The following is a 20,404-nucleotide window of genomic DNA, read 5'->3' as shown; positions in this document are numbered from 1 at the left end:
TCTGAAGTCGCGTTCTGACTATGCTGATATGTAAAAAACGCGCCCTGAGGCGCGTTCGTTTTTTACATGTTGGGGTAGTTCGGCCCACCGCCGCCCTCCGGCGCCACCCAGGTAATATTCTGGGCCGGGTCTTTGATATCACAGGTTTTACAGTGCACGCAGTTCTGGCTGTTGATCTGGAAGACTTTTTCGCCCGCATCGTTTTCCAGCACTTCATACACCCCCGCAGGACAGTAACGCTGCGCCGGTTCGTTGAACGTCGGCAGGTTTTGTAGCAGCGGGATACTGCTGTCTTTCAGCTTCAGGTGACAGGGCTGATTTTCCTCATGGTTGGTGTTGGAAATAAACACCGAGGAAGGCTTGTCAAAACTGAGTACACCATCCGGTTTCGGATAACTTATTGCCGCACATTCAGACGCTGGCTTCATCTGGGCGTAATCCGCATGGTTATCGCGGATGGTAAACGGCAGGCTGAAGATGTTCTGATCGATATAGTTCAGTGCGCCACCGATCATGGTGCCGTATTTGTGCAGCGCCGGACCGAAGTTGCGGCTGCTGTACAACTCGTCATAGACCCAGGAGTCTTTGAAGTTTTCGCCGTATGCGGTCAGATCATTACCACCTTCATCACCCCCTGTCAGTGCGGCAAAGATAGTTTCGGCGGCGATCATACCGGACTTCATCGCGGTGTGTGTGCCTTTGATCTTGGCGAAGTTCAGCGTGCCTGCGTCACAACCCAGCAGTAGTGCGCCGGGCATGGTCATCTTCGGCAGTGCATTAAAGCCACCTTTAGTGATCGCCCGGGCACCGTAGGAGACCCGTTTGCCGCCTTGCAGATACTTTGAGATCAGTGGGTGATGTTTCATCCGCTGGAACTCATCAAACGGGCTCAGGTGCGGATTATCGTAGTTGAGATCGGTGATCAGCCCCACTACCACCTGATTATCTTCGGCGTGATAGAGGAAGAAACCACCGCTGGCACCAGCGTCGCTTAGCGGCCAGCCGGCACCGTGCAGTACCAGACCCGGCTGATGCTGATCGGCGGGCACATCCCACAGCTCTTTAATACCGATGCCATAGTGCTGGGCATCGGCGTCTTTATCCAGTGCAAATTTAGCGATCAGCTCTTTGCCCAGATGGCCGCGGCACCCTTCGGTGAAGATGGTGTATTTCGCCAGCAGGTCCATACCCGGCATATAGCTGTCTTTCTGCTCGCCATTTTCATCCAGCCCCATATCGCCAGTGCCGATACCGGCGACCCGGCCATCATCGCCGTAGATAATGTGTGACGCGGGGAATCCCGGAAAAACCTCTACGCCCAACTGTTCAGCCTGCTCGCCTAACCAGCGGCACAGGTTACCGACACTGGCAATATAGTTGCCATGGTTGTGCATGGTTTTGGGCACAAAGCCGTTGGGGATTTTGGTCGCTTTCTCGCCGCTTTTCAGCAGGTAGATCTGGTCTTCAGTGACCTCCGTTTTCAGTGGCGCGCCCTGCGCTTTCCACTCGGGGAACAGCTCATCCAGGGCGCGGGGTTCAACCACCGCACCGGAGAGAATATGTCCGCCCACCTCGGCACCTTTTTCAACCACGCAGACCATCAGTTCCTGGCCGGCGTCATTCGCCTGTTGCATCAAACGACATGCAGTGGACAGTCCGGCCGGGCCGGCACCGACAATCACTACATCGAATTCCATCGACTCTCTTTGCATTGTTTTTATCCTCGTCGTTTTGCGCTACTAAAACTGCTCTTCGTCCAGTTGCATTATGCTGTCACTGCCCGCCATCACAGAGGCAAGGCAGGACTGGGTACGGGGTAGCATATGTTCACAGAAGAACCGCGCCGTTGCCAGCTTGGCTTGCAGGAATTCAGGATTACCTTCACCTGCGTCAAGCTTAGCCTGTGCCCGCATAGCACTTTTCGCCATCAGCCAGCCACCGCAGAGGAAACCAAACAGCATCATAAAGTTAACGCTGGCACTGCCGGGGGCATTCTTATCCGCTGCACTATCCAGCAACCACTGACGGGCTGCAATACCATTATCGAGTGATCTGCGGCACTGTTGCGCTGCCAGGGTGAACTGACCACCCAGGGATTCAAACTGGGCGATATCAGCGGTCATCTCATCCAACAGAGCTTGCAGGGATTCACCGCCATTGACCAGCGTTTTACGACCGACCAGATCCAGCGCCTGAATCCCGGTGGTGCCTTCATAGATGGTAAGAATCCGGGCATCTCGGTAGAACTGCGCCGCACCGGTCTCTTCGATAAAGCCCATCCCACCATGAATCTGCACCCCCAGATAGGTGAGTTCCTGAGCGAACTCAGTCACCCAGCCTTTAACAATGGGTGTCAGCAACTCAATCCGGGCAGCATTGCCGCGATCAGCTTCGGCGGCGGCCACCAGACAGAAAGCCCGCATCGCTTCAGCGCCGGACTTCATGGTCATCAGCATGCGACGAACATCGGGGAAACGGATAATCGGATAGCGACTGCCATCTTTATTGGTGCCCTGAATCCGGTCTTTTGCATACTGCAATGCATGCTGATAAGCCGCTTCAGAGACCGCCAGTCCCTGCAGACCCACCCCCTGACGGGCATGGTTCATCATGGTGAACATATAGGCCAGGCCTTTGTTCTCCTCGCCCACCAGATAACCCACCGCACCGCCATTATCGCCAAAACTCATGACGCAGGTGGGGCTACCGTGGATACCCAGTTTATGCTCCAGAGAGACCGCATAGGCGTCGTTGCGCTGACCAGGATTGCCGTTCTCATCCAGCAGGAATTTGGGCACGATAAACAGTGAGATACCTTTCACGCCCGCCGGAGCATCCGGCAGACGGGCCAGCACCAGATGAACGATATTATCGGTCATCTGATGGTCACCCCAGGTGATAAAGATCTTCTGCCCGGTGATCAGATAGTGGTCACCGTTGGGCACGGCTTTGGTTTTCACCGCTGCCAGATCGGTGCCTGCATCAGATTCGGTCAGGTTCATAGTGCCGGTCCACTCACCGCTGACCAGTTTTGGCAGGAAGTTCTGTTTCAGTTCGTCGCTGCCATGGTGACTGATCGATTCAATCGCTCCCTGACTCAGCAGCGGGCAAAGAGCAAACGACAGGTTAGCGGTCTGCCAAACCTCATTAACTGCGGTGCCCAGCACGTTAGGCAGGTTCTGCCCGCCAAACTCTTCAGCCGCAGTCAGCGTGGCCCAGCCCCCCTCAACATACTCCTGATAGGCTTCAGTAAAGCCTTCAGTCTGCTGTACGCCACTGTCACCCAGTACCGGATGATGCAGATCACCGGTGCGATTCAGAGGAGCCAGCATGCCGGAACCCAGCTTACCCGCTTCGGTCAGGATAACCGACGCCAGTTCACTGTTGATATCTTCAAGTCCGGCATCAGCACACAGCTGATCGAACTCTACCAGTTCATTCAGAACAAACTCGGCATCTGTAAGGGGGTGCTTGTAGTCACTCATGCTCTTTTACCTGTAATGTATTTTTTAGATCTGGCCAGACAGTTCCGGTACTGCATCAAACAGATCAGCCACCAGCCCGTAATCCGCAACAGAGAAGATCGGGGCTTCTTCATCTTTGTTGATCGCTACGATCACTTTCGAATCTTTCATACCCGCCAGATGTTGAATCGCACCGGAGATACCCACAGCAATATAGAGATCCGGCGCAACCACCTTACCGGTCTGACCCACCTGCATATCATTGGGTACAAAACCCGCATCAACCGCAGCACGGGATGCACCGACAGCAGCGCCAAGTTTATCCGCCAGACCGTAGAGCATGTCGAAGTTGTCGCCGTTACCCATACCCCGGCCACCGGAGACGATAATCGATGCTGCGGTCAGTTCAGGACGATCAGACTTCGCCAGTTCCTCTTTGACAAAACGAGAGTTACCGCTATTGCACACTTCAGTAACCGTTTCAATCGCGGCGCTGCCACCCTCGGCCGCCACTGCATCAAATGCAGTACCGCGGATCGTCAGCAATTTGACCGTATCTTCAGTCTTCACTGTAGCGATAGCGTTACCGGCATAGATCGGACGCTGGAAAGTATCAGCTGACTCAACCGCGATGACATCAGACAGCTGGTTAACATCCAGCAGTGCGGCAACCCGCGGCAGATAGTTCTTACCGTTAGTGGTGGACGGTGCCAGAATGTGGCTGTGACCACTGACCAGTGCAGCGATCAGCTTGGCAATATTCTCCGCCAGCTGATGTTCATACGCCGCATTGTCGGCCAGCAAAACCTTAGAAACAGAGGGGATTGCAGCAGCGGCATCAGCCACCGCCTGACAGTTATAACCTGCTACCAGCAGTTCAATATCGCCGCCAATCTGTTGTGCCGCAGCCAGAGTGTTCAATGTTGCAGGCTTAAGCGCCTGGTTATCGTGTTCCGCTATTACCAGAATTGTCATCTGCCTGCTCCTCAAACTACTTTTGCTTCGTTTTTCAACTTATCCACCAGCTCACTGACCGATGTTACCTTGATACCTGCCTGACGTTCTGCTGGCGGATTAACCGCAACCAGCGTCACTTTGTTGCGCAGTTCAACACCCAAATCAGCCGGAGTTTTCACATCCAGCGGCTTGCGCTTGGCCTTCATAATATTAGGCAGGGAAGCGTAACGGGGTTCGTTCAGACGCAGGTCTGCGGTCACAACCGCTGGCAGATCCAGCTCCAGGGTCTGCAAACCACCATCCACTTCACGGGTAACCTGAACCTTGCCCCCTGCCACTTTCACCTCTGACGCAAAGGTCGCCTGCGGATAATCCAGCAGCGCCGCCAGCATCTGGCCGGTCTGGTTGTTGTCTGAATCGATAGATTGCTTACCCATAATCACCAGCTGTGGCTGTTCAGCCTGGACTACAGCTTTCAGCAACTTAGCGGCAGACAGGGCATCCGGTGCGGATTCGGTTTCGATCTGAATGCCGCGATCAGCCCCCAGCGCGAGCGCTGTGCGGATCTGTTCCTGGCAGGCTTTATCACCAATGGAAACCGCGATCACTTCGCTGGCAAGGCCAGCCTCTTTCAGACGCACCGCTTCTTCTACCGCTATCTCACAGAACGGGTTCATCGCCATTTTAACGTTGGCCAGATCAACATCGCTGTTATCTGACTTAACACGCACTTTAACGTTGTAGTCGATTACACGTTTTACCGGGACAAGTATTTTCATAGCACTCACTTTGTAGATTGAGGTTTTTATATTGAGAGCTAGTTTGCCTTTACTAGCCTATAACAACAATAACGAAAAAAGCCTTATAATTGATATTTTCGGACACATAACCCCATTCAATTTCGGACAAGTCTGTTAATATCGGATAAACAAAACCATTATAGGACAGCCATACCGATGGCGCCGGAATATTCAGATGAGCTATAGCCACCACTCTGTTTCGATCCATTTTGCCAATGCCATGCTCAGAGGCGCCCGCCTTAAAGGCCTTAATGAGCAGCAGCTGATGCAGGAGTCGGGCCTTAACCGCGAGCTGCTAAGCAACCAGGAGGTTCGTATCACACCGATGCAGCTAAGCCGCCTGGTGCAATCAATCCAGCGACACGGCGACGACGATTATCTCTGTCTTGGCAGCCAGGCTTCCCGCTATGGGGTATTCGCACTGATGGCCAAGCTGGTAATCCACAGTGGCAGCCTCAGAGAGGTCTATAAGCATGCTGTTCACTTTTATAATCTGGTGGTTCCGGCATCTCACCTGAGTTTCAGAGAGGAGAGAGACAGCGCAATATTCACGCTGACACTCACCGACCCGGATAAAGACCCTGAGTTCGCTCTGCTGGATTTTCTGCTATTGCTCTGGCACCGTTTCCCCAGCTGGCTGATCGGCCAGCGAATCCCCCTTAAATATGTCACTTTTTGTCATGCCAAGCCGGCTCACTTTGAGGAGTATCGGTTGATGTTTCCCTGCCCCGCCCTGTTTGAACAAGCCGAAAACAGCTTCGCCTTTGACAGCTCGATTCTGACATCTCCCGTGGTGCAAACGCAGCAGAATCTCAGCAGCTATCTGCGCCGTGCACCGCTGGACTGGTTTAAACGACAATCCTACTATCCGGTATACACCCGCAAGGTGATGGACTATCTGGAGCAAGCGGAATCGATGGCCGACACCAGTATGGAGGAGATTGCCGGACAGATTCATACCACCACCCGCACTCTGCGACGTAAGCTGGATGAGGAGGGCACCAGTTTTCAGGAACTGAAAGACAGCGTGCGCCGGGATGAAGCGATCCACCTGCTCAGCCAGCCCAACCTGCCCATCTCCCGCATTGCCCGCCTGCTGGGATTCGCTGAATCTGCCGCATTCACCCGGGCATTTAAACACTGGACCGGCACCTCTCCCAGCACTTATCGGAAATCCAAGAGCTAAAGTAGCGGAGAGCTGACAACCGCCCTACCTTGTCCGATTTCATCAAAACACTGACTGCTCAGGCTATGGCTAAAATCCGTATAAGTCCGCAGAATGAAACTCCCTGAGTTACTTGATTACTCATTGGCTCGTGCCCTTAGAGCCAAAACTTTTAGCCGGTCCTGCGCAGCAGCGACCGGTTTTTTTAATCCCTCTACGGCTCTATCTATGACGCTTTACGCTGCAAACAGACAAAAGAGCCCCCTTTCAGAGCCACAATGCACCCGATAAATCCTGTATAAACAGGGCCTCAAGCCGGATGGTTCTCAATCACTCAGTCGGTACAACACACCGATAATCCGGCCCGCAACACAGTCTTTTCTCAAGCGGTCAGTAAACCTTTCCGGTGACAGTCAACACCAGACTTATCCTGAGAAAACAGTGAATTCAAGCCTTCCGACTGTAACAGTGAGATCCTCGCTGTCTGCATACCATTACCGATTTCACGAATTACCAGGGTTCGGTAATGCTGGCAGCTCCCCGGCTGCGGCTGAGATAATCTGAACTCAAGCAGCTCTGCCAACAGATTACCCAACTGGCACTGGCTATCACTGTCATCACGGCCTATAAAAATCAGATCAGGCGATTCTATATAGACAAGCTCCACCAACAGTTCGGCCAGTTCCATCGTTCCCGGACTGCGGTCACAGGCCTTAAACAGGGTGTAATCAACGCCCTGCCGGGTCAGGCTGTCCGATTGCATGACACTTAAGGGCTGTCCGATTGCGACAACTACTACCTTACTGGCGCGGTCATTCTGTTTCAGCAACAATGCTTCGCGAATACTCGCTAACGCCTGCTCGCCCAAAGGGCGAAACAGACCATCAGTATCAGGTGTCAGGATTACGGCTATCTTCATTATTATTTTTCCGTCTGACATGGAGAGGTGAGAAGCAGAGCGTCTTCCCTGCTTCTCAGGCGCGCCGGAATAAGCGCGGTTTTACTTCAACACGCTCTTACTTCAGATCTTTTGCCTGCTGTCGCAGAATAAACTTCTGAATCTTGCCGGTTGAGGTCTTCGGCAGATCACCGACGACCACGCGCTTAGGGGTTTTAAAGTGCGCCATATTGGCCCGGCAGAAATCAATAATCTCCTGCTCGGTAACCGTTTCACCCTCAGTGGTGGTGATAAAGGCACAGGGGGTTTCACCCCATTTTTCATCGGGCCGGGCAACCACTGCCGCATCCTGAATTTTTGGATGACGGTAGAGCACATCTTCTACTTCAATACTGGAGATGTTTTCGCCACCGGAGATAATCACATCCTTGGAGCGGTCTTTAATTTCGATATAACCATCTGCATGCCACACGGCCAGGTCACCGGAATGGAACCAGCCGCCACTGAACGCTTCATCGGTTGTGGATGGGTTTTTCAGGTAACCTTTCATCACCAGATTACCCTGCATAAAGATCTCACCAATGGTTTCGCCATCCTGTGGCACAGGCTCCAGCGTATCAGGATTGGCGACCATCAGACCATCCAGCATCGGAGCACGCACACCTTGCCGGGATTTCAGACGGGACTTTTTCGCCTCATCATACTCATCCCACTCCTCATGCCAGGCACAAACAACAGAAGGCCCATAGGTTTCAGTCAGGCCGTAGACATGAGTCACTTTGAAACCCAGCTCCTCCATTCCCTGAATCACTGACGCGGGTGGCGCTGCACCAGCGGTCATCACTTTAACCTGATGGTCGATCCCCTCTTTCATGGCAGCCGGAGCGGAGTTGAGCATATTCAACACAATAGGTGCGCCACAGAAATGATTCACCTGCTGCGCTTTGATCTGTTCAAAGATCATATCGGCACGAACATGACGCAGGCTGACACTGGTACCGGCAGCGGCCGCAATCGACCAGGGGAAACACCAGCCGTTGCAATGAAACATCGGCAACGTCCACAGATAGACCGGGTGCTGGCCCATATCCCAGGAAACAATGTTACTCACCGCATTCAGATAGGCGCCACGATGGTGATAGACCACCCCTTTTGGGTCACCGGTGGTGCCGGAGGTATAGTTCAGGGTAATCGCATCCCACTCATCAGCGGGCCTGACGCCAGGGAAGGCAGCATCCCCTTCAGACAGAAACGCATCGTAGGTCAGATCACCAATCAGCTCGCCTTCGGCATAGGTCGGATCATCAATATCGATAACCAGGATCTTTTTGCCAACCATCTTCAACGCTTTACGCACGACGGCAGAAAACTCTCGTTCGGTAATCAGCACTTTAGATTCCGCATGCTGCAGCACAAAGGCGATCGCTTCTGCATCAAGACGGGTATTGATAGAGTTCAGTACCGCACCACTCATCGGTACGCCAAAGTGCGCTTCAAAATGTTCTGGCAGATTGGGCGCAATAATCGATACCGTATCGCCGTTGCCAATTCCCCGCTGCACCAGCGCACTGGCAAGCTGACAACAACGCTGATAGGTTTCAGCCCAGCTTCTCTGTAGCGAACCATGCACCGTTGCGATCCGGTTTGGATAGACCTTAGCACTACGCTCAAGAAAACTCAGCGGCGTCAGCGCCATGAAGTTTGCCTGGTTCTGATCGAGGGACTGGTTATAGACGTTGTGATGTTCAGACATTGTAATTTCCTGTACTTATTGTCAGCCGCCCGCAGAGCAGCAGAATCCTGTGTAGAGCTGAAATAGTGTATAAATGAACCACCCGGAACGAGATCGCTCTGGTCGTTATTGCTGGCAGCCAGGTTTTAAACCAGTACCCTGGGGATACAAAAACAGTGGGGCGCGACAATTAAGCAGCATTAACCAGCAGCACAGAACAGTCGCCGGGTAATAACGGCCAGCTTCAGCATTGAAATGACTAAATGGATACAGAGAAGGCATCTTTACTCTCTCCTGACCAGTGTCGTTGGTCAGCGTTTTTATTGTTATAGATCACAGTATTGAGTCTGTGTTTAGTGGACAGTAAACCCCACAATCATTGCCGCAATTTGTCTGAAATATAACGAAATGTAACAAGCCCTATGGCAGGCTGACATTTTCTATAGAATGAGACACAAATAATAAACAACACCGACAAGACGACCGCACTATGCTTTTCAGATCGAAACTGATGCAACGTTTCTTCCTTACTCTGCTGATTATCATCTCGATGATTTTTGTCACGGTGTACTTTTACTCGGTTCCGGTGATCAAAAAAAAGGTTTTCGAGATCGAGCGAAACTCCAGTGCTATCGCCCTTAACAGCGTCTTTTCTCTCGCCAATAAGATGTATGCGGATACCGAGAAATACCGTAGCCAGGCACTGGAATCGCATAAAAAACGTCTGCGCACCGTGGTTGATCTGGCGGACTCCTTCTTCGTCAGCGCGGTTGCCGAAGCACGCCGCAACGGCCTCAGCGCAAGCGAGGCGCGCCAGGCGGCATTCGAACAGCTGAGAAGCTTTAAATACGGCGATAATGACTATATCTGGATCGCCGATCATAACGGTATCCTGCTATCCCACCCTGACCCTCGCTATCAGGGTAAAGATACTGCGACCTTTCGCATTAACGATGGCGATGCAGAGGTTCGCGCAGTGATAGATCTTGCACTGAGTCAGGGGGAAGGCTTCTATCAGTATAAGTGGAACCGGCTCGATTCTGAAAAGCCGCTGGATAAGGTCTCATTTGTTAAAAACTTCCCTCAAAGAGGCTTTGTCATCGGCTCGGGCGTCTACCTGGATGACCTGGATGCCGATATCGAACAGATTCGCAGTGAAGCACTGACTGAACTGCGTGACGGCATTAACGAGATCAGGATCGCCTCAACCGGCTATCTGTTTGTCTTCGACGCCCGCACCAATATGCTGATTCACCCGAATGCTAATATTGCCGGTAAAAACTTTCTCGAGCTAACCAACCCGGTCACCGGCAACGCCATCGCAAAAGATCTGATGCAGGTTGCGGACACCGGTAAAGAGCTCTATTACAAATGGGACAGGCCGGATGACCCAGGTAACTACAGCTACGAAAAACTGTCACTGGTGCGTCATCTGCCGGGATTTGACTGGTATATCTGCTCCTCGGTGTATGTTGATGAACTGCGCAGCAGCTCGGAGCTGCTCACCGAGCGTATTATCACCATCGCGGTGATCGCCCTGATCGTTGCACTGCTGCTGATGCTGCTGTTCAGTCAATGGATCACTCAGCCGATTAAACGCCTGGCCGACACGGCGGTGCGGGTCTCAGAGGGGGAGCTATCCGCGAAAAGCGGTATCCGCCGTGATGATGAGGTGGGACTGCTGGCGTATACCTTTGATACGATGGTGGAGCGCTTGCGGGACTCGATCAAAAACCTCGACATCAAGGTAGAGCAGCGCACCCACGCCTTAGCTGAAAAAAATCAGCAGCTAATCATCGCCTCGGAATCGATGGCCAGTGCCAAAGAGGCCCTTGTACAATCAGAGCAGCGGCAACGACAGATACTCGACGCCCTCCCCGCGCAGATCGCCTATATAGATCCACAACTCAAGATACTCTTTGTCAATCAGGTCTTTGCCCAGTTATTCCAACAGGATAAGGCAAGCATGATTAACCAGCCGCTCGTGGCTGTCATCGGCGAAGAACGCTGCGACCTGATTCACTGGCAGCTTGAGTCTGCACTGCAAGGGGAGCAAACCGCAGGGGAGTATATCGAACAACATCAGCAGCGGCAGATGATCTGCAAGCGCATCCTGATCCCCTGTTTTAACCCCGCTAAAGAGGTCAATGGTGTATTGATTCTGACCTTCGATATCACCAGCGAAAAAGATGCCGAACGCCAGCTAAACGAAGCGCAGCGGATGAATGCGGTGGGGCAGATGGCCGGAGGACTGGCCCATGACTTTAATAATCTGCTAACAATCATCCTCGGGAATCTGCACTCCGTGGGTGATCGCTATATTGAAGATGATCAATTGCACCGCTACCTGGAACCGGCCATCAGGGCAACCCGGCGTGGCGCAGACATCACCAGCCGACTGCTATCGTTCTCCCGCAGACAGCCTCTCTCCCCTACCCTGATCGATATAGAGAAGTTGCTGCGGGACACCATAGAACTGCTATCCAGTTCACTACCGGACAAAATTACGATTCATATGCGTACAACCCCCTCGCCGCTGTGGCCATTCGCGGATCCTGGCCGCCTGGAAGACGCACTGGTAAACCTCGCCTTCAACGCCAGAGATGCGATGCCCGAGGGCGGCGAGCTGAGCTTCGTAACCCAGACCATCGAGGTTAAAGCCCGACTGGTGATGGACGAGCTGGTACCTCCCGGCCACTACTGTGAAATCTGTGTAACAGATAACGGCACGGGCTTCACCGATCAGGCTCTGACCCAGTGCTTTGAACCATTCTTTACCAGCAAGAGTAATGGCGCAGGTTCGGGCCTGGGTCTGAGCATGGTGTACGGATTTATTAAGCAGTCAAAAGGCTTTATCAGCATTCAGAACGCCCCAAACCGGGGAGCAACGATTACCCTGTTACTGCCAGTAAAAGCCCCGCAGGAGACAGCAGAGGTAAGCCCGGGCAATAACCAGAAACCGTCCCGGGAGCAACAGGGAAAGCTGGTATGTCTGGTAGAAGATGATCCCGATGTCCGTTCAGTAGTGCGACAGCAGTTGATTGATCTGGGCTTTGATGTCATTGATACCCACAGCGCCGAAGAGGCCAGGCGTCTGATCCCGCTACTACCAGAACTCTATGGACTGGTTTCCGATGTGATGTTGCCGGGTAGTATCAATGGTATAGCGCTGGCCAATTGGCTACATCAGCGAAATAATCATTGCCGGATCATCCTGATCAGTGGATATTCCTACCAGCAAAACGGGGAAAAGCCTATCAACCCAGCCTTTCAACGGCTTAATAAGCCTTTTGATATAACACAGCTGAAAAATGCATTTCATGATTGAGAAGAGATCAGCCGAAAAGTAATACAATGAACCCGGCACCTTTCTGTTTGCGGAGACAGTAGTGAATAATAATAAGACAATCTATGTAATTGATGATGAGAAAGATATCTGCCAACTGGTCAGCCAGGAGCTGGAGCAGTTTGGCTACAGTGTTCGCAGCTTCACCACCGGCGCTCAGGCATGTCATGCACTGCGCACCCGCCCACCGGCGCTCTGCATTATTGACCTGGGCTTGCCGGATATGGATGGCATGGAGCTGGTTAAACAGCTGTGTGACACCCACAATGTCGGTATCATGATTCTTTCGGGACGCAACAGCGTACCTGATAAAGTGCTCGGCCTGGAGCTGGGCGCCGATGACTATATCGTCAAACCTTTCATCCCCAGGGAACTGGTCGCGCGGGTCAACAGCCTGCTGCGACGCATGCAAAACAGCGGCCCAGACCCTAAGACAGAAACCCGTAACGTGCAGTTTGCCGGTCTGAAGTACGACCCTAAAACACTTACGATGATTAACGCTGAAGGCAAGCAGATAGAACTGAGTTCAGCAGAACATGAACTGCTGATCAAACTGCTGAAAGCACCGAAAACGATCCTCTCAAGAGACCAGCTGATGGGAGAAAGCACCGGGCCGTTCGATCGCAGTATCGATGTGCGGATGTCCCGGGTGCGTAAAAAAATAGAGAAGGATCCCAAAAACCCCGAGATCATCAAGACCATCTACGGTGTCGGCTATATTCTTACCACCGATGTCAGCTGGAGCCACTAAGCCCCTGTTCCATAACAACAGACGCAAAAAAAACCCGGCTTATTAAGGCCGGGTTTTGGGTCTTACTGGGGGTTCTTTTATGACGAGGGCCTGCTCATCTGCCAGGCAGTTTACACCGCTTCAGACTTAGCTTCAGACTTAGCTTTGGCCTCAGCTTTCGCCGTCTCACCCAAAGCCTCATCTTCTCCATCAGCAAAGATCACTTCATCAGCGGGGTTATGTTTACCCAGCAGTTTTGGTCGCTCGATGAGGAAGTACAACACCAGACCGATAGCTACCGCATAGACAGTCGATTTCGGATCAGGCATCGCCAGTGTCACGGCAACAATACCCGCCACACCCCGCTCTACTGAGTTTTTCAGCTGTTCCATACCCACCATAATGCAGATATAGGCCGTTAACACCAGCGTCAGCGACAGCGCGATAGGCAGTACCGGCTTAAACAGGGTAACCAGCGGCAGAACAAACAGCGCAACCAGGCCGGTAATCCAGAAAGTACCACCACCACTGTAGATAGAATCCATCGCTTTACGGCCCATCGCATAACGCTCGGCGACGGTTGCATGGGCTGCGGTCCACAGAGGCCCCGCCAGACCCGGCCAGGGCGCCAGAAATGCATGCAGACCATTACGCATAGCCGTGACCAGATGCACCCGGTCAACACTGTCTTCGATGCTTTCATCTGCGCGCAGATGATCGACCCGTTTCACCAGCGTAAACCCCACAATAATGTCGCCAAAGGCGATAACATACGCGATCACAGCGGTCGGAATTGCCAGCAGGAAAACATCCCAGCCGGGGAAGCCGACCGAGAAGATAAGATACTGCCACATCAGAGCAAAGTCTGGATTAGTGATGCCCCACTGGATATCCGGTAGCGGATATTCACCGACACTCCAACCGACGATCATCGCCAGAATCATGCCCGGCACCATACCAAAATTAGCGATCTTCTTCGCCAGGGGGCTTGCATCCACTACGTTTTTAAATGACAGGGAGAACAACACATAAGCTGAGATCAGCGAACCGATAATCAACGAGACGGGGGTGGCATCGATCCGTCCACCCACTTTCAGCTCACCCATCATCGCGGCAATACCAGCACCGATAATGATGCCGGACTTCAATGAGTTAGGGATAACATCAACCAGCTTTGATCCTAACCGGGTAACCCCCAGAAACGGGAAGATCAGCGTTACCTCCACCTGCAGCGCAAACAACGCCTTTATTGATTCGGGCCCCGGTTCAAAACCTTTCAGATAAAGAAGCACCACCGGGATGGCGGGGGTAATCCAGCCCGGCACCAGCGGCACCCCGAGAAGCGCAGGCAGGATATAACCCAGCCCCGCCACAAAGGTAAACGCCAGGGCTGCTTCGTAGGGCATGCCCAGATACTTTTCCAGCAGGGGGATCATCGCCAGGCCGACCACGAACATGATCAACCCCTGAATCATCTCAGGAGTTTCCCAACGGTAGTGAATAAAGGGTAGTCTGATTTTGAAGGGACCAGCAGGCCAGTAAGGCTGCTCAGCACCGAACTCTCGGGTCTTTAAAGACATTATTATTATTCCTGTCATTATTATCTTCGCTCTGTTTTCAGGCAGAGACAAACTTTGCAGTCTGAGCCTCCCGGTTCTCTCATCCGGGCAGAACACACAAACTTGCGCAGCTGGCATTTAACGACAGGAGTTTTGCTGCAATCTTTCTCAGAAATAACGAAATGTATCAAGGGCCTGCATTTAAACTAAAACCTATCCCTTTAATATTGTGCGTCTTTATGGAACATCCGGGGTCAAGCCGCATCAGTGATCTGTATCAAGCCCCCACAACTAAAAATCATCGCACCATTTTAGATCACAAAAAACCCTTTATGACAGATTCAACCTTTATTTAAAAGAAATGATTAACTCAGCATAAAAAACAACCAAAATATTCAATACAGCCGCTATAAAAGCCTGAAAAGAGAGATAATGATCTAATCAATTAACAAATGATTAGATTTTCTAATCATTCAGATGAAAAAGTATACTTTGTCAGCAACATCAATTCTGGATAACCTTCGCGCGTAAACTCAAATTGCACTAGGCAGATGCAAACAAACGAACCCTGCATCAAAAAAGCACTAATATAGTGCACAAAATGGAATATGATCATGCTAACTACCTTTTACTACATCGACCTTTACAATAAACAGCAGCAGAACCAGCCAGAAACTGAGCGTGAATACTTCATGCGTATGGCTCGTGAAATGAAACAGGCACGTATTCTCAAGAAGCGTCAGGCACGCAAAGAGCATATCAAAGCTATTTTTGCTGCAGCGCTGAATCTGTTTAAATCCAAGCCTGTTGCAAACACTAACTCAGTTTACGGGCATTAATACGATGCCGGTCATTATGCAGCAAAGCCTGACCCGCCAGACAAGTCAGGCCTCGCTGCATAGATTCAATCATCGCTGATTATCGCCCGTACTGTTTTAGCTTTATCCCTGCAACGCTGTTTCTTATCCCTCTTGCTTTCCCTCGACTCTCAGTGCAATAGCACTACCCCGTCCACTGACGCCATAACCAATACGCTGCAACCTGACAAAGATTCCACTCTTTGGGCAGTTCTGTCCGGCCAGGCTTCCAAAACTACTTGCCGTTACGCCTGATATTCTGTTAATAGTCAAAGAGGCTGGTTGATTCAGACTGATGATTGTTACCGATGAAACGCCCGCTGATGGCGGCCAGAACAGACTCAAGGGCACAGTGTGCCGACCTAAAGTCCGCCTGCCATGATCGACTAACCCAGAGGTTAGCTGAGAGGTCAGCGCCATGCTGAGCAGTCAGTACAAGTGTGGTCAACGCTGTATCAACCCCGGCCCGACAACCGGGCTGAGCTATTGCCAACGGCCTAACAATGGCCGTAACATATTAATTCTATAGATAAAACGGATCATCGCCGTTACGTGTTATAAGACCACCTAACAATAAAAACGACTTATACCGACCCGCTGAGATTCGCGTGTTACGAGTAAGATTTTTGACTAAAACCTAGGGCGTCTTTGCGCCCTGCACAATTGTGATGGGTGTCTGCAACATGGATATACTCTGGATACTGCTTGGTGCCATGCTGGTATTTGTTATGCAGGCTGGCTTTCTATGTCTGGAAAGTGGTCTGGTACGAAGTAAAAACAGCATCAATGTTGCCGCTAAAAACATCACTGATTTTATCGTTTCAAGCGCACTGTTCTGGAGTGTTGGTTTCGCCATTATGTTTGGCAGCAGCTACGCTGGCATCATCGGTACCAGTGACTTCTTCTTCGGCAACGGTGCTTCAGCCTTACACATCAGCATATTTCTTTTTCAGATGATGTTCTGTGGCACCGCAGCAACACTGGTTTCCGGGGCGGTGGCTGAGCGTATGAGTTACCTCGGTTATATTATGACCACCATCACTATCAGCCTGTTCATCTATCCGATTGTCGGACACTGGGTGTGGGGCGGGATTGTCTCAGATATCCCCAGTGGCTGGCTGGAACTGGACGGGTTTGTCGACTTTGCCGGCTCAAGCGTGGTGCACTCCGTCGGTGGCTGGGTGGCTCTGGCGGCAATTCTTGTTATCGGGCCACGTATTGGTCGCTTTGACCACGGCAACAAACACATCCCCGGAAGCAATATTCCGATGGCGATGCTCGGAGCACTGCTCATCTGGTTTGGCTGGTTTGGCTTTAACGGCGGTAGCACCCTGAGCTGGTCCGATGCCGTTCCCGCTATTCTGTTAAATACCTGTCTGGCGGCATTCTGGGGCGGAATTTCAGCCATCGTTGTCAAATATATAACCTCTCGCTTTATCGATATCTCGCAAATTATCAATGGCGTGCTCGGTGGGCTGGTTGCCATCACCGCAAACTGTCATGCGGTATCACCGGCTGAAGCCGCGCTGATTGGCGGCATTGCCGGAGTGATCGTGGTGATCGGCAGCCTGGTGCTTGAATATAGAAAAATAGATGATGCCATCGGGGTGATTCCGGTACATCTGTTTGCCGGGATATGGGGAACCCTGGCGGTTGCACTGTTTGCCGACCCAGCGATCCTTGAAACCGGATTAACGCCGCTGCAACAGCTAAAAATCCAGTTGACCGGCATCGCAGCAATCGGTCTGTACAGCTTTACCACGGCGTATATCATCTTCTACCTTATTAACAAAGTTTACCCTTTGCGAGTCTCTGCAGACGATGAGTTAAGTGGCCTGAATGTTTCCGAACACCGGGTGACTACGGAGGTATTTGACCTGCTAACGGCAATGAACCAGCATCAGATCCGCTCTGATTATTCCTCACCGGTTCCAGTTGAACCCTTTACTGAAGTCGGCCAGATAGCACAGGAGTACAACCGGGTTATTGACAAAGTTCAGCAGGAAATTCAGGAGCGCGACCGCGCATTTGCAGCGTTTAAACAGAGCGAATACCGCAATGGAGCTATCCTTGAAGCGGCGATGGACTGCATTATCACCATTAACCAGCAGGGTGAAATACTGAGTTTCAACCCGGCTGCGGAACAATGCTTCGGCATCACGACGCATACCGTCCTGGGTAAAGAGTTTTTCCGTCTTTTTATGCCGGAAAGCTTGTCCAGGGTAGCCATGGAAAGCCTCTCCCAGGGGTTTGCTTCCGGTGAAGGTCTGGTACTGAAAAGACAAAATATCTCTGAGCTGACACGCTATGATAAAGAGCCTTTTCCGGCGGAGGTTGTTGTTACTCAGACAACCGACCTGACCGATTCCAATAAACAGTACACCCTGCATGTGCGGGATATTACCAAACATGTCAAACTGCAAAACCGCCTGAAACTGCTGGCCTATAATGACCCCCTGACCGGACTCTACAACCGCACTTATCTGATGCGTACCCTTGAGCAGCTGATCACCCGCTACCAAACCGTTCCGGGGACCATCGCACTGATGTTTCTTGACCTGGACCAGTTTAAAAAGATCAACGATACCCTGGGGCATAATGCAGGGGACGTGTTGCTTCGCGAAGTAGCCCGGCGACTCAAGCAGATAACCCGGGATTCAGATCTTGTCGCCCGCTGGGGCGGAGATGAATTTGTTATCGTTCTGTCCGGCAAGATTAACGAACAACTGGCCAGCAAGAAAGCGATTGAGATTCTTGAGATTATGCGGGACCCGGTCATGTTCGGCGATAATCGCCTGAGCGTATTAACCAGCATCGGCATCGCTCTGTCGACCAATGCGGATGTCAGCGCTGAAAGAATGTTACAGTATGCCGATCTGGCCATGTATCAGTCGAAGAAAAATGGCCGCAACACCTACACGTTATTCGTACCACAAATGGAACTGGAAGCTCAGCAGCAGTCCAGAATAGAGAACGAGCTGCCCGATGCGATGGCGAACCACCAGCTGTTTTTGCAGTACCAGCCCAAGGTTTCCTGCGAAACCAATCGGATGGTTGGCTTTGAGGCACTGCTGCGCTGGCAGCATCCTGAGCACGGTTTTGTTTCACCTGCAGACTTTATTCCAGTGATTGAAAACAGCAACCTGATTATCGAGATTGGAGAATGGGTGCTGACTGAGGTCAGCCGTCAGCTGGACGCCTGGCGCCGCGAAGGCCTGCCGTTATTACCGGTTGCGGTAAACATCTCAGGCTATCACCTGCACTCACCCTCTCTGGTTCCCTGTATCGAACGGTGCCTGAATGAATATAACATTGATCCCGCATTGCTGGAGATCGAGATCACCGAAGGAGCACTGACCGGTAATAGCGAGGAGAGTATTGCCGCCATGACCGCGCTGAAAGCGATCAACATTAAGCTGGCAATCGATGATTTTGGCACCGGTTATTCATCCCTGAGCTATCTGAAGAAATTTCCTGTCGATGTGCTTAAAATTGACCGGGCATTTGTCAGAGAGTGCTATTCCAACAAAGATGATGCAGCGATCTGCAGAGCGATCATCAGCCTGGCGAAGAGTCTGGAGCTGGAAATAGTCGCAGAAGGCGTGGAAAACCAGGAACAACTGGCGTTTCTTGCCGAGCAGGGTTGCGATCTGTATCAGGGCTTCTATTTCAGTAAAGCAATCGATGCGCATAAAATCACTGAACTAACGCTAACGAATGAGGCCCTGGTGATGGAATGACTCCCTGCCGGGAGCCTTCCATCAGCCTCGGACAGACTAAGTTCTGATCCGATATCCGGTACGGAATATCCACCACACCACCGTCAGACAGATCAGCAGAAACACCATCGTCATCCCCAGACTGACCGCCACATTGACATCCGCTACGCCATAAAACGCCCAGCGAAAGCCACTGATGAGATAAACGACCGGATTAAACAGCGTCAGCGTCTGCCAGGGTTCCGGCAGCATACTGATAGAATAAAACGCGCCCCCGAGAAAGGTCAGCGGTGTGATAACCATCAGCGGTATCACCTGCAGTTTCTGAAAATCATCGGCCCAGATACCGATAATAAAACCGAACAGGCTGAAGGTCACCGCAGTCAGGATCAGGAACGCCAGCATCCAGACAGGATGTTGAATATGGTAATCCACAAACAGCTGGGCAGTCAGCAGAATCAGCAATCCCAGGGTCACCGATTTAGTGGCGGCAGCGCCGACATAACCGATCACAATCTCCATCGAAGAGACCGGTGCGGATAACACTTCATAGATAGTGCCGGAAAACTTGGGAAAGAAGATACCAAACGAGGCGTTAGAGATACTCTCACTCAGCAGTGACAGCATCACCAGTCCCGGAATGATAAAAGCGCCATAGCTGATCCCTTCGATATTACCCATGCGTGAGCCAATCGCGGTACCAAAGACGATAAAGTAAAGCGAGGTTGAGAGCACCGGCGAAGCGATACTCTGCATCAGGGTACGGAAGGTACGCGCCATCTCAAATTTATAGATCGCCCGGATTGCATACAGATTCATCTTACTGCTCCTGCTCATGAACCAGACTGACAAAGATCTCCTCAAGAGAACTCTCACTGGAATTCAGATCACGTATTTCCAGCCCCTGCTCGGTCAGTTTGCGTAGCAGGCGGGCAATACTGTCACCCTCCTGACGGCTGTCATAGCGGTAAGAAACCGTATCACCATCGGCGTCCAGTTGCAGACTGAACTCCGCCAGCGCTTCAGGAACTTCACTGACGGGTTGTTGCAGACGAATACTCAGCAACTTACTACCCAGTTTATCCATCAGCGCCTGCTTCTCCTCCACCAGCAAAATCTTACCTTTACGGATAACACCGATGCGATCCGCCATCTCTTCCGCTTCTTCGATATAGTG

Annotated in this window: 14 protein-coding genes; 5 read left to right on the top strand and 9 right to left on the bottom strand. The window is 51.7% G+C overall.

Going from position 1 to position 20,404, the window contains the following annotated elements:
- Window positions 1-62: 62 nt before the first annotated feature.
- The 4 genes from ACQY8X_RS17245 to ACQY8X_RS17230 are packed head-to-tail and all read right to left on the bottom strand — an operon-like array spanning window position 63 to window position 5,200.
- Window positions 63-1,712, bottom strand: coding sequence for an electron transfer flavoprotein-ubiquinone oxidoreductase (locus ACQY8X_RS17245; RefSeq protein ID WP_428036377.1), 1,650 nt, complete (start codon window positions 1,710-1,712; stop codon window positions 63-65).
- Between the two features lie 27 nt (window positions 1,713-1,739).
- The gene (locus tag ACQY8X_RS17240) at window positions 1,740-3,485 is read right to left on the bottom strand and encodes an acyl-CoA dehydrogenase (RefSeq protein ID WP_428036376.1); all 1,746 of its coding nucleotides are present in this window, start codon (window positions 3,483-3,485) and stop codon (window positions 1,740-1,742) included.
- A 24-nt stretch (window positions 3,486-3,509) separates the two neighbouring features.
- Window positions 3,510-4,439, bottom strand: a complete 930-nt coding sequence (locus ACQY8X_RS17235; protein ID WP_428036375.1) for an electron transfer flavoprotein subunit alpha/FixB family protein — start codon at window positions 4,437-4,439, stop codon at window positions 3,510-3,512.
- A gap of 11 nt (window positions 4,440-4,450) precedes the next feature.
- Window positions 4,451-5,200, bottom strand: a complete 750-nt coding sequence (locus tag ACQY8X_RS17230) for an electron transfer flavoprotein subunit beta/FixA family protein (RefSeq protein ID WP_428036374.1) — start codon at window positions 5,198-5,200, stop codon at window positions 4,451-4,453.
- Between the two features lie 196 nt (window positions 5,201-5,396).
- On the opposite strand from ACQY8X_RS17230, the gene ACQY8X_RS17225 reads away from it, so the two are divergent.
- Window positions 5,397-6,407 carry an AraC family transcriptional regulator ligand-binding domain-containing protein gene (locus tag ACQY8X_RS17225; protein WP_428036373.1) on the top strand — a complete coding sequence of 337 codons (1,011 nt, stop codon included), beginning with the start codon at window positions 5,397-5,399 and terminating at the stop codon, window positions 6,405-6,407.
- A 361-nt stretch (window positions 6,408-6,768) separates the two neighbouring features.
- On the opposite strand, the gene ACQY8X_RS17220 is transcribed toward ACQY8X_RS17225, so the two are convergent.
- Both ACQY8X_RS17220 and ACQY8X_RS17215 read right to left on the bottom strand, forming a co-directional pair.
- A complete protein-coding gene (locus ACQY8X_RS17220; RefSeq protein ID WP_428036372.1) occupies window positions 6,769-7,305 on the bottom strand; it encodes a hypothetical protein in 537 nt (178 codons plus the stop codon).
- A 97-nt stretch (window positions 7,306-7,402) separates the two neighbouring features.
- Window positions 7,403-9,037 carry an acyl-CoA synthetase gene (locus tag ACQY8X_RS17215; protein WP_428036371.1) on the bottom strand — a complete coding sequence of 545 codons (1,635 nt, stop codon included), beginning with the start codon at window positions 9,035-9,037 and terminating at the stop codon, window positions 7,403-7,405.
- A gap of 469 nt (window positions 9,038-9,506) precedes the next feature.
- Here ACQY8X_RS17215 and ACQY8X_RS17210 point away from each other — a divergent pair, with 469 nt between their 5' ends.
- The gene (locus tag ACQY8X_RS17210) at window positions 9,507-12,344 is read left to right on the top strand and encodes a cache domain-containing protein (protein WP_428036370.1); all 2,838 of its coding nucleotides are present in this window, start codon (window positions 9,507-9,509) and stop codon (window positions 12,342-12,344) included.
- Window positions 12,345-12,405: 61 nt separating this feature from the next.
- Entirely contained in the window at window positions 12,406-13,113 is a 708-nt protein-coding gene (locus ACQY8X_RS17205) for a response regulator transcription factor (protein ID WP_428036369.1), read from the top strand.
- A 110-nt stretch (window positions 13,114-13,223) separates the two neighbouring features.
- On the opposite strand, the gene ACQY8X_RS17200 is transcribed toward ACQY8X_RS17205, so the two are convergent.
- Entirely contained in the window at window positions 13,224-14,672 is a 1,449-nt protein-coding gene (locus ACQY8X_RS17200) for a xanthine/uracil/vitamin C permease (protein WP_428036368.1), read from the bottom strand.
- A gap of 593 nt (window positions 14,673-15,265) precedes the next feature.
- Between ACQY8X_RS17200 and ACQY8X_RS17195 the strand changes: the two genes are divergently transcribed.
- Both ACQY8X_RS17195 and amt read left to right on the top strand, forming a co-directional pair.
- Window positions 15,266-15,490, top strand: coding sequence for a hypothetical protein (locus ACQY8X_RS17195; RefSeq protein WP_428036367.1), 225 nt, complete (start codon window positions 15,266-15,268; stop codon window positions 15,488-15,490).
- 701 nt (window positions 15,491-16,191) lie between these two features.
- The gene (amt, locus tag ACQY8X_RS17190; RefSeq protein ID WP_428036366.1) at window positions 16,192-19,248 is read left to right on the top strand and encodes an ammonium transporter; all 3,057 of its coding nucleotides are present in this window, start codon (window positions 16,192-16,194) and stop codon (window positions 19,246-19,248) included.
- A 36-nt stretch (window positions 19,249-19,284) separates the two neighbouring features.
- On the opposite strand, the gene ACQY8X_RS17185 is transcribed toward amt, so the two are convergent.
- Window positions 19,285-20,046: an ABC transporter permease gene (locus ACQY8X_RS17185; RefSeq protein ID WP_091352288.1), complete on the bottom strand. Its 762-nt coding sequence runs from the start codon at window positions 20,044-20,046 to the stop codon at window positions 19,285-19,287.
- 1 nt (window position 20,047) lies between these two features.
- A partial coding sequence (locus ACQY8X_RS17180) for a DUF4162 domain-containing protein (protein ID WP_428036365.1) occupies window positions 20,048-20,404 on the bottom strand: 357 nt, incomplete at its 5' end.

Source organism: Amphritea sp. (assembly GCF_050300915.1).
In the GTDB taxonomy this organism is placed as follows: Bacteria; Pseudomonadota; Gammaproteobacteria; order Pseudomonadales; family Balneatricaceae; genus Amphritea.
This window is presented reverse-complemented; position numbering and strand designations above follow the sequence as displayed.